We start from the raw sequence: 6,696 nt of genomic DNA on the forward strand, positions 1-6,696 counted from the left end.
CTTAGTGGGGGAATTTTTGATGAGTACAGGGTATTTACCAGGAGCGCATGAAGAACAATGTCCAGTATATGCCAAAATTGCTAAGATGAATCCACTCCCTACTCCCTACTCCCGACTCCCGTTCGGCTGAGCTCACGCCCGAAGCCTACCCTCACCAAAAGAATTTTATGCCTAACGGCACGCTCTATTTAAAGATTGTGGATGTTCCCTACCCATCTGTCCCATTCTTTTTTTACCCTTTTTCCGATTATCTTTATTAACCCACAGGAAAATTTGGCTGAAAAGACCGCATTACTACATGATCTGACTGAATAATAATTGCGGTTGATTCTGGCACTTCCTCCCAATCATCTGTCAAGTCAGTTAATGGTTCGGAAACCACTAGGTGAGCATTCCCAGAAAAGAGATCACACTCTGGATTCAATTCGGAGCAGGCACGCCAATGTTTACTACAGTAAAGGGTACGGGATTTGCCTATGGTTGAATAGCGAACAGCGATTAGGCGTGTACCTTCACTAATACCAAGTGTCATCTGTACAGAATATTTATTGACCCCATTGTCAGTATTAAGCTGTTCAATAAATCCCACCATCATCTCCAGGGCATTTATCGGATCATCGGTAAGCCCGAATGTCAATGCCAGATAGAACATAATTTCGGAATCTGTTGTTCCTTCAATTACTGGATAGAATGAGGGGGCAATAGCTAGGACAAGATCCCGCTTAATCTGAAGAAAATTGTTAATTACACCATTGTGAACAAATAGCCATTTGTCATATCGGAAGGGATGACAGTTGCTTTGCTGTACTGCTGTTGAGGTTGCGGCTCGAACGTGGGCGAGAAACAACGGGGATGGAATCTGGGCGGCTAAGTCCCTTAAATTGCGATCATTCCAAGCAGGTTGAATACTTCTATAAACTCCAGGAATAACTCGACTGCCATACCACCCTACCCCAAACCCATCACCATTAGTGGTAGTCTCAGAGGTACGGGCAGCTAGACTTTGGTCTATCAGAGAGTGTTTCGGTTTATAGATCAACTCTTCTAGATAAATCGGATTACCCAAATAAGCAAGCCATCGGCACATCGAAGGGTTTTCTCCATCTCTTTTTTATGGATATTCTGTTGCCACTATTATTGTACCTACGCGCAAGTAATAAGTAATAAGTAATAAGTAATAAGTAATAAGTTTACTATTCATAGGTTTGGTTCTTCAACCATGTCCTAACGTAATTGCGTGGTGCTATACATCACAAATTATCCAGTGACCAAGCGCAGATATTCAATTTTTATACAAGTATCCATCACTACATTGAGTCCAGCATCTAAGGCTTTTTGCCCTGCTTCTTGATCAAAAACACCAAGTTGTGCCCATACGGTTTTAGCACCAATAGCGATCGCTTGATCAACAATTTCACTCAAGTATTCTGAACGGCGAAACACATTCACAATATCCACAGCAGATGGAATTTCTGTCAGGGAAGGATAGCAAGGCAAACCATTAATTGTTGTTACTAATGGGTTGACAGGATAGACTACATATCCACATCTGCTTAAGAATTGGGCAATTTGATAACTGGTGCGTTCTGGTTTATGGGAATGGCCAACAACAGCTATAACTTTAGCATTAATCAATATCTCTTGAATATTGCGATCGCCCATAATAAAAATTCACAATTAAGAAAGTAATACCATTTTGGATTTTAGATTTTAGATTTTAGATTGTGAAAGAGTTACTAAATCAGTTTTTCTTTCTTTCCATCTGTCCCAATCATTTTTCAAATTGGCATAATTATTTGGCTCAAGAACGAGGAGGAACCTCAATACTTAACCAATCCATAAACCCTTGATTGACATTTGTAGGCGAGATTTCGGCGATGAAATTGGTATATGTAATATATTGCTGAATTACCCTTTCAATCTCCTCTCTATAACCTGATTGGGTTTTGATAATCAGAACTAATTCCGGTTCCTCCTGAATTTCTCCTTCCCAACGGTAAGCGCAGGTAATGGGAAACCAATTTGTACACACTGCTAGTTTTTTCTCCAGCAATGCACCACTAATTTTACGTGCCTCTTCTGAGTTATTTAAGGTTACGTAGTAAATTTTCATGCCTGTATTAATGTGAATTGTGATTAATATCGTGTCTGAGAGTTTCTGGTTTCAATTCCCCAAACTTGGGACTCCACCAACCTTTTGCCGTATGAAAAAAAGCCACATCTTTATGTTTGCGTTCATTGCATGACTTAGGATCAGAACAGCGCAACATTGTTTTATGCTGCCCATCTTTGATATAACCATATTCTTCCAGAGGTTTCTTGCACACTGGACAGGGATATTGAGTTATCTTGGCTGGAGGCTTTTGAGGATTTTTCTCTTGACTATCTTTATTCCCGGTAGAACGAGGTGGTACCCAGGTTTTAGTGTATTCACTCCAAAACAAAACCACATTTTCACAACCACTGACACATTTAAGAAAATACTTCTTTTTCACCTTATTACTCTTAATTTTCGCTAGGTGATGATCACACTGGGGACAACGAGTTCTAGATTTATCAAATGTGCGTCCAACTGCGGGAGATTTTGTCTGACTGTTTGATGGACTAATTGGTACAGTTTTCGCCTTGACTAAGGCTGGAGCAAAATAAGTCTGGTGCCAATTTGTTAAATAATCTTGCCAAGGTTGTTTTCCAGCAGCAATTTCATCTAATGCATCTTCCATCTTGGCAGTAAATTCTGTCTCTAACAAATCTGGTAATGCTTTCTGCAAAAAATCATCAACTTCTAAACCCAAAACAGTTGGTTCTAAATTAGCTTTGGTTAATTGCACATAGCCCCGTTTCTTTAAGGTGGCAATGGTGGGAGAATAGGTACTAGGACGACCAATACCTTTACGTTCCATTAATTGGACTAATTTTGGTTCACTGTAACGAGGTGGTGGTTGGGTTTGTTTCTTCTCATGTCCTGCATCTTGCAAAGTGAGGATTTGCCCTTGTTGCAAATTGGGCAAGATGGTATCTTTGCTGAGATTAGGCCAATAACGAGCATAACCAAGGAACTCTACTACTTGACCCCTCGCTTGCCAGAGAATTTCGCCAGACTGAGTAATTACCAGGGTTTTTCGCAGTTGGGCGGGGCGACATTGGGATGCGATCGCTCTTTTCCAGATCAGCACATACAGGTTAAACTCATCTGGGGAAAGTTCTACTCGCAATTCGGTGGAAGGACGAAACACATTTGTGGGACGAATTGCTTCGTGGGCTTCCTGGGCAGTTTTTTTACTACGATGTCTAGTTGTTTTCTGGGGTAGGTTATTGGGGTCTTTTTGTCGCAACCACTTACGAGCACTATCACAGAATTCTGGGCTCAACATGACTGAGTCTGTCCGCATGTAAGTAATTAGACCAGCTTCATATAGCTTTTGTGCTACCTGCATTGTCTTTTCCGGAGCAAATTTTAACCTGGAACCAGTAGCTTGTTGTAGGGTTGAGGTAATGAAAGGTGGGGGTGGTTGACGGTTGGCAATTTTCCCTTCGTATTGAATAACTTGGTGGGGATGGCGTTTGGCTGCTTCCACTAATCGGGTTGCTTCTGCTTCAGAAAGCACACGGGTAGATTCCTTAACTTCCGTCTTATGACTGACAGTATCATCATCAACTTCCGTTTTCTGCTTTGTGGCGGAGGAGGGAGCATTTACCATCCCTTTGTAGAAAGCGCGGAATCCCTCCGCATAGTCTACCCACACACTCCAATAATCTTGGGGAACAAAGGACTTAATTTCTCTCTCACGCCGACAAATTAGATGTAGGGTAGCACTTTGAACCCTACCTACACTCTTTGCACCATTATTAAGCGCCCAAACTAAGGGACTCCCCTTATAACCAACTAATTTATCTAAACAATCTCTGCACAATCCTGCTCCCACCAAATTAGTATCCAGTTTTCGGGGACGAGCGATCGCACTTTTAACCGCAGATGGTGTAATCTCTGTATATACCACCCGTTTTGCCTCTTTCAATCCCAAAGCTTCTTTCAAATGCCAAGCAATGGTTTCACCTTCCCTATCTGGGTCTGTAGCTAATATAACCTCTTGTACTTGCTTAACCGCATTCTTGAGTTGTTGAATATTTTCCTTTGCCTTCTGATCTCTGGGTATGTAGCGACATTTTATCCTATTACCATCCATGACAAAACCTAGGGAATCTTCCCCCTCATTGCTGAGTTCTCGGATATGTCCACAGCTCGCACGTACAATCCAGTCAGTTCCCAGGATTTGACTGAGTTTTTTGACTTTACCGGGGGATTCCACTACTAGAAGGCGTTTTGGCATAGTCTAGTAATTTTTAATATGCTCAAGGGGCAGTAAACTTGCTAGATATATTGAATTGTCTCCGATCTAATGGTTTAATCTCTCATTTTTGTAGCAAAACTTAGCTTAATTGGCAGGGCGTACCACACGAATTAGTTTACCTTGCAAATTTTCCTCTGTGATTACAGCTTGATCTATACGGGCTACGAACTGTTCCCAATTGCGGTTGTTGGTACAGACAATAATGCCAAAACGGCCATTTTATCAGAAAAGCCTGGTACCGCAAGGCAAAAGTCAAAATTCAAAAGTAAAAAAGCTTATAGGATAGGGCTTTGAGCAATGTAAAATGGTTGCTTTATTTACGCTGATGTATCAATTAAACTATCCTAAATCTTACTAATAAAACAGATTTTTTCTTAGTTGTAAAAAATCCAGTTTATAACTGGTGCTTTTCCGCTAAGTAAGTCGGCACAATAAAACCAAACTATGTGAAGAATAGTAAATAAGCCTAAAACCCTTGTTCCCCCTGCTCCCTGCTCCCTGCCCCCTGCCTTATCCAAACGATAATTTTTTACGCCAACCTACTTAAACTTAATTATTATACGTTGGAATCTTAGTATAATCCAGGTTAAATAATGATTAACTACCCTGATTTTTCCAGTAACGGCTATGAAGTTGAACGGGAATTAGGTAAGAATCTGACGGGAGGAAGAATTACCTATCTGGCAAAAGATATCAATACAGGTAAAACTGTGGTGATTAAGCAATTTCAGTTTGCTCAAGCAATGGGTACTTGGAGAGACTACGATGCTATCCATCAATAAATTAAAGTTTTGCAGAGGCTTAATCATCCGAGTATACCTCGCTATCTAAATTCTTTTGATACCTCAACAGGGTTTTGTTTGGTGCAGGAATATAAAAATGCTCCTTCACTGGCAGAATCTGGTTATTTAACTCCTGAAGATATCCAGAAAATTGCGGTTCAATGTTTAGAAATATTAGTTTATTTACAACAGCAACAACCACCCATTATCCATCGAGATATTAAACCTGAAAATATCCTTTTGAGTCAAGATAAGAAAGTTTATTTAGTGGATTTTGGTTTGGCTAAACTTGGCGAGGGAGAAATAGCAAGTACGGTTGCTAAAGGAACTTTCGGATTCATGCCTCCTGAACAGATTCACAAACGTCAGTTAACAAAAGGAACTGATTTATATAGTTTAGGAGCAACTATAATTTGTCTCTTAACAAGGACAGAATCAATTAATATTGGAGATTTAATTGATGATAATGAACGTATTCAGTTTAAAAGTAAGCTACCAAAATCATCTTATTTCTTCGTTAAATGGTTAGAGAAAATGGTTGAAAGGAAGCTAGAGAAACGTTTTCATAATGCTGAGATAGCATTTAAAGCATTAAAATCAAGCAAAATAGATAATAATGTAGCTAATGTAGGTAAAACTGTCAAACTTTCTCCTAAATTATTCAAACCTAAATTATTCAAAATATATGCCATCAGTTTGTTAATTCTTTGTGTATCAATGTTAGGTTTTTATCAAATTAACAAGCACAGACAAGAACAAAAGATTTTAGCTGAGAGAGAACTAATTGAGGCTGAAAGAGAACGCATTGCAGAAGAAAAAGCTGAAAGGGAGCGAATTGCGAAAGAAAAAGCTGAAAGGGAACGCATTACAAAGGAAAAAGCTGAAAGAGAACGAATTAAAGCTCAAAAACAAGCTCTTGTTATTAGGTTACAACAGACTAAAGCCTGTGTAAATTGTGATTTATCAGGTGCAAATTTAAAGGGTTTATTTCTTGATAATGTTAATTTACGAAACGCCAAATTAAAAGGGGCTAATTTATCAGGAGCTCAACTGAAGGGAGCAAATTTAAGTTTTGCAAAATTACATAAATCTCAATTAAAAGGTACAGATTTAGAAGAAGCGAACTTACAGGGTGCTCAACTACAAGAAGCGAACTTACAGTTTACTGATTTAGAAGGAGCTAATCTGAAAAATGCAAACTTACAAAATGCGAACCTATATAGTGCTAGATTATCTTCTACTAGTAGTAAAAGTAAAATAACTAACCTAGAAAATGCTAATCTACAAGGAGCTAAGCTGCGAAGAGCTAAGTTAAGCTATGTTAACCTCAAAAATACTAACTTAAACAATGCTGATTTCAGTGGAGCTCGATTATGGGGTGCTAACCTAGATGGTGCTAAGACACTTGGTGCCAATTTTGAGGGCTCACTTAGATAATTAGATAATTTGGCGTTGCTCAATAAAGTAAAGAAGTACTCCAAAATCCCCTAATTCCTCGCATTCACCACAGCCTGACAGCGATTTTTCACTCCCAACCTCCCATATATCCTACTATTACACTT

6 protein-coding genes are annotated in these 6,696 nt (G+C 39.3%); 2 read left to right on the forward strand and 4 right to left on the reverse strand.

Translation table 11 applies throughout. The annotated features are described in order from the left end of the window. Nucleotides 1–256: 256 nt before the first annotated feature. The 4 genes from CALSC_RS06255 to topA form a co-directional block, all read right to left on the reverse strand. The gene (locus CALSC_RS06255; RefSeq protein WP_088240530.1) at nt 257–1,087 is read right to left on the reverse strand and encodes a class II glutamine amidotransferase; all 831 of its coding nucleotides are present in this window, start codon (nt 1,085–1,087) and stop codon (nt 257–259) included. A 170-nt stretch (nt 1,088–1,257) separates the two neighbouring features. Then, complete coding sequence (locus tag CALSC_RS06260) at nt 1,258–1,662, reverse strand: CoA-binding protein (protein ID WP_088240531.1); 405 nt, start codon at nt 1,660–1,662, stop codon at nt 1,258–1,260. Between the two features lie 139 nt (nt 1,663–1,801). Next, nucleotides 1,802–2,113, reverse strand: a complete 312-nt coding sequence (gene cutA / locus CALSC_RS06265; RefSeq protein WP_088240532.1) for a divalent-cation tolerance protein CutA — start codon at nt 2,111–2,113, stop codon at nt 1,802–1,804. Nucleotides 2,114–2,120: 7 nt separating this feature from the next. Next, nucleotides 2,121–4,331, reverse strand: a complete 2,211-nt coding sequence (gene topA / locus CALSC_RS06270) for a type I DNA topoisomerase (protein ID WP_088240533.1) — start codon at nt 4,329–4,331, stop codon at nt 2,121–2,123. Between the two features lie 614 nt (nt 4,332–4,945). Between topA and CALSC_RS06280 the strand changes: the two genes are divergently transcribed. Beyond that, nucleotides 4,946–5,134, forward strand: coding sequence for a hypothetical protein (locus CALSC_RS06280; protein WP_088240534.1), 189 nt, complete (start codon nt 4,946–4,948; stop codon nt 5,132–5,134). 9 nt (nt 5,135–5,143) lie between these two features. Next, nucleotides 5,144–6,571 (forward strand): pentapeptide repeat-containing protein, encoded by a 1,428-nt coding sequence (locus tag CALSC_RS06285; protein WP_088240535.1) that lies wholly within the window; start codon nt 5,144–5,146, stop codon nt 6,569–6,571. The last annotated feature ends 125 nt before the right edge of the window (nt 6,572–6,696 follow it).

The sequence above is a fragment of the Calothrix rhizosoleniae SC01 genome (assembly GCF_900185595.1).
Taxonomy (GTDB): domain Bacteria; phylum Cyanobacteriota; class Cyanobacteriia; order Cyanobacteriales; family Nostocaceae; genus Calothrix_A; species Calothrix_A rhizosoleniae.

Bases quoted from the DNA above. Each gene is read 5' to 3' on its own strand.
- CALSC_RS06280 (WP_088240534.1), top strand. From the start codon at position 4,946: ATGATTAACTACCCTGATTTTTCCAGTAACGGCTATGAAGTTGAACGG.
- topA (WP_088240533.1), bottom strand. From the start codon at position 4,331: ATGCCAAAACGCCTTCTAGTAGTGGAATCCCCCGGTAAAGTCAAAAAA.
- CALSC_RS06260 (WP_088240531.1), bottom strand. From the start codon at position 1,662: ATGGGCGATCGCAATATTCAAGAGATATTGATTAATGCTAAAGTTATA.
- cutA (WP_088240532.1), bottom strand. From the start codon at position 2,113: ATGAAAATTTACTACGTAACCTTAAATAACTCAGAAGAGGCACGTAAA.
- CALSC_RS06255 (WP_088240530.1), bottom strand. From the start codon at position 1,087: ATGTGCCGATGGCTTGCTTATTTGGGTAATCCGATTTATCTAGAAGAG.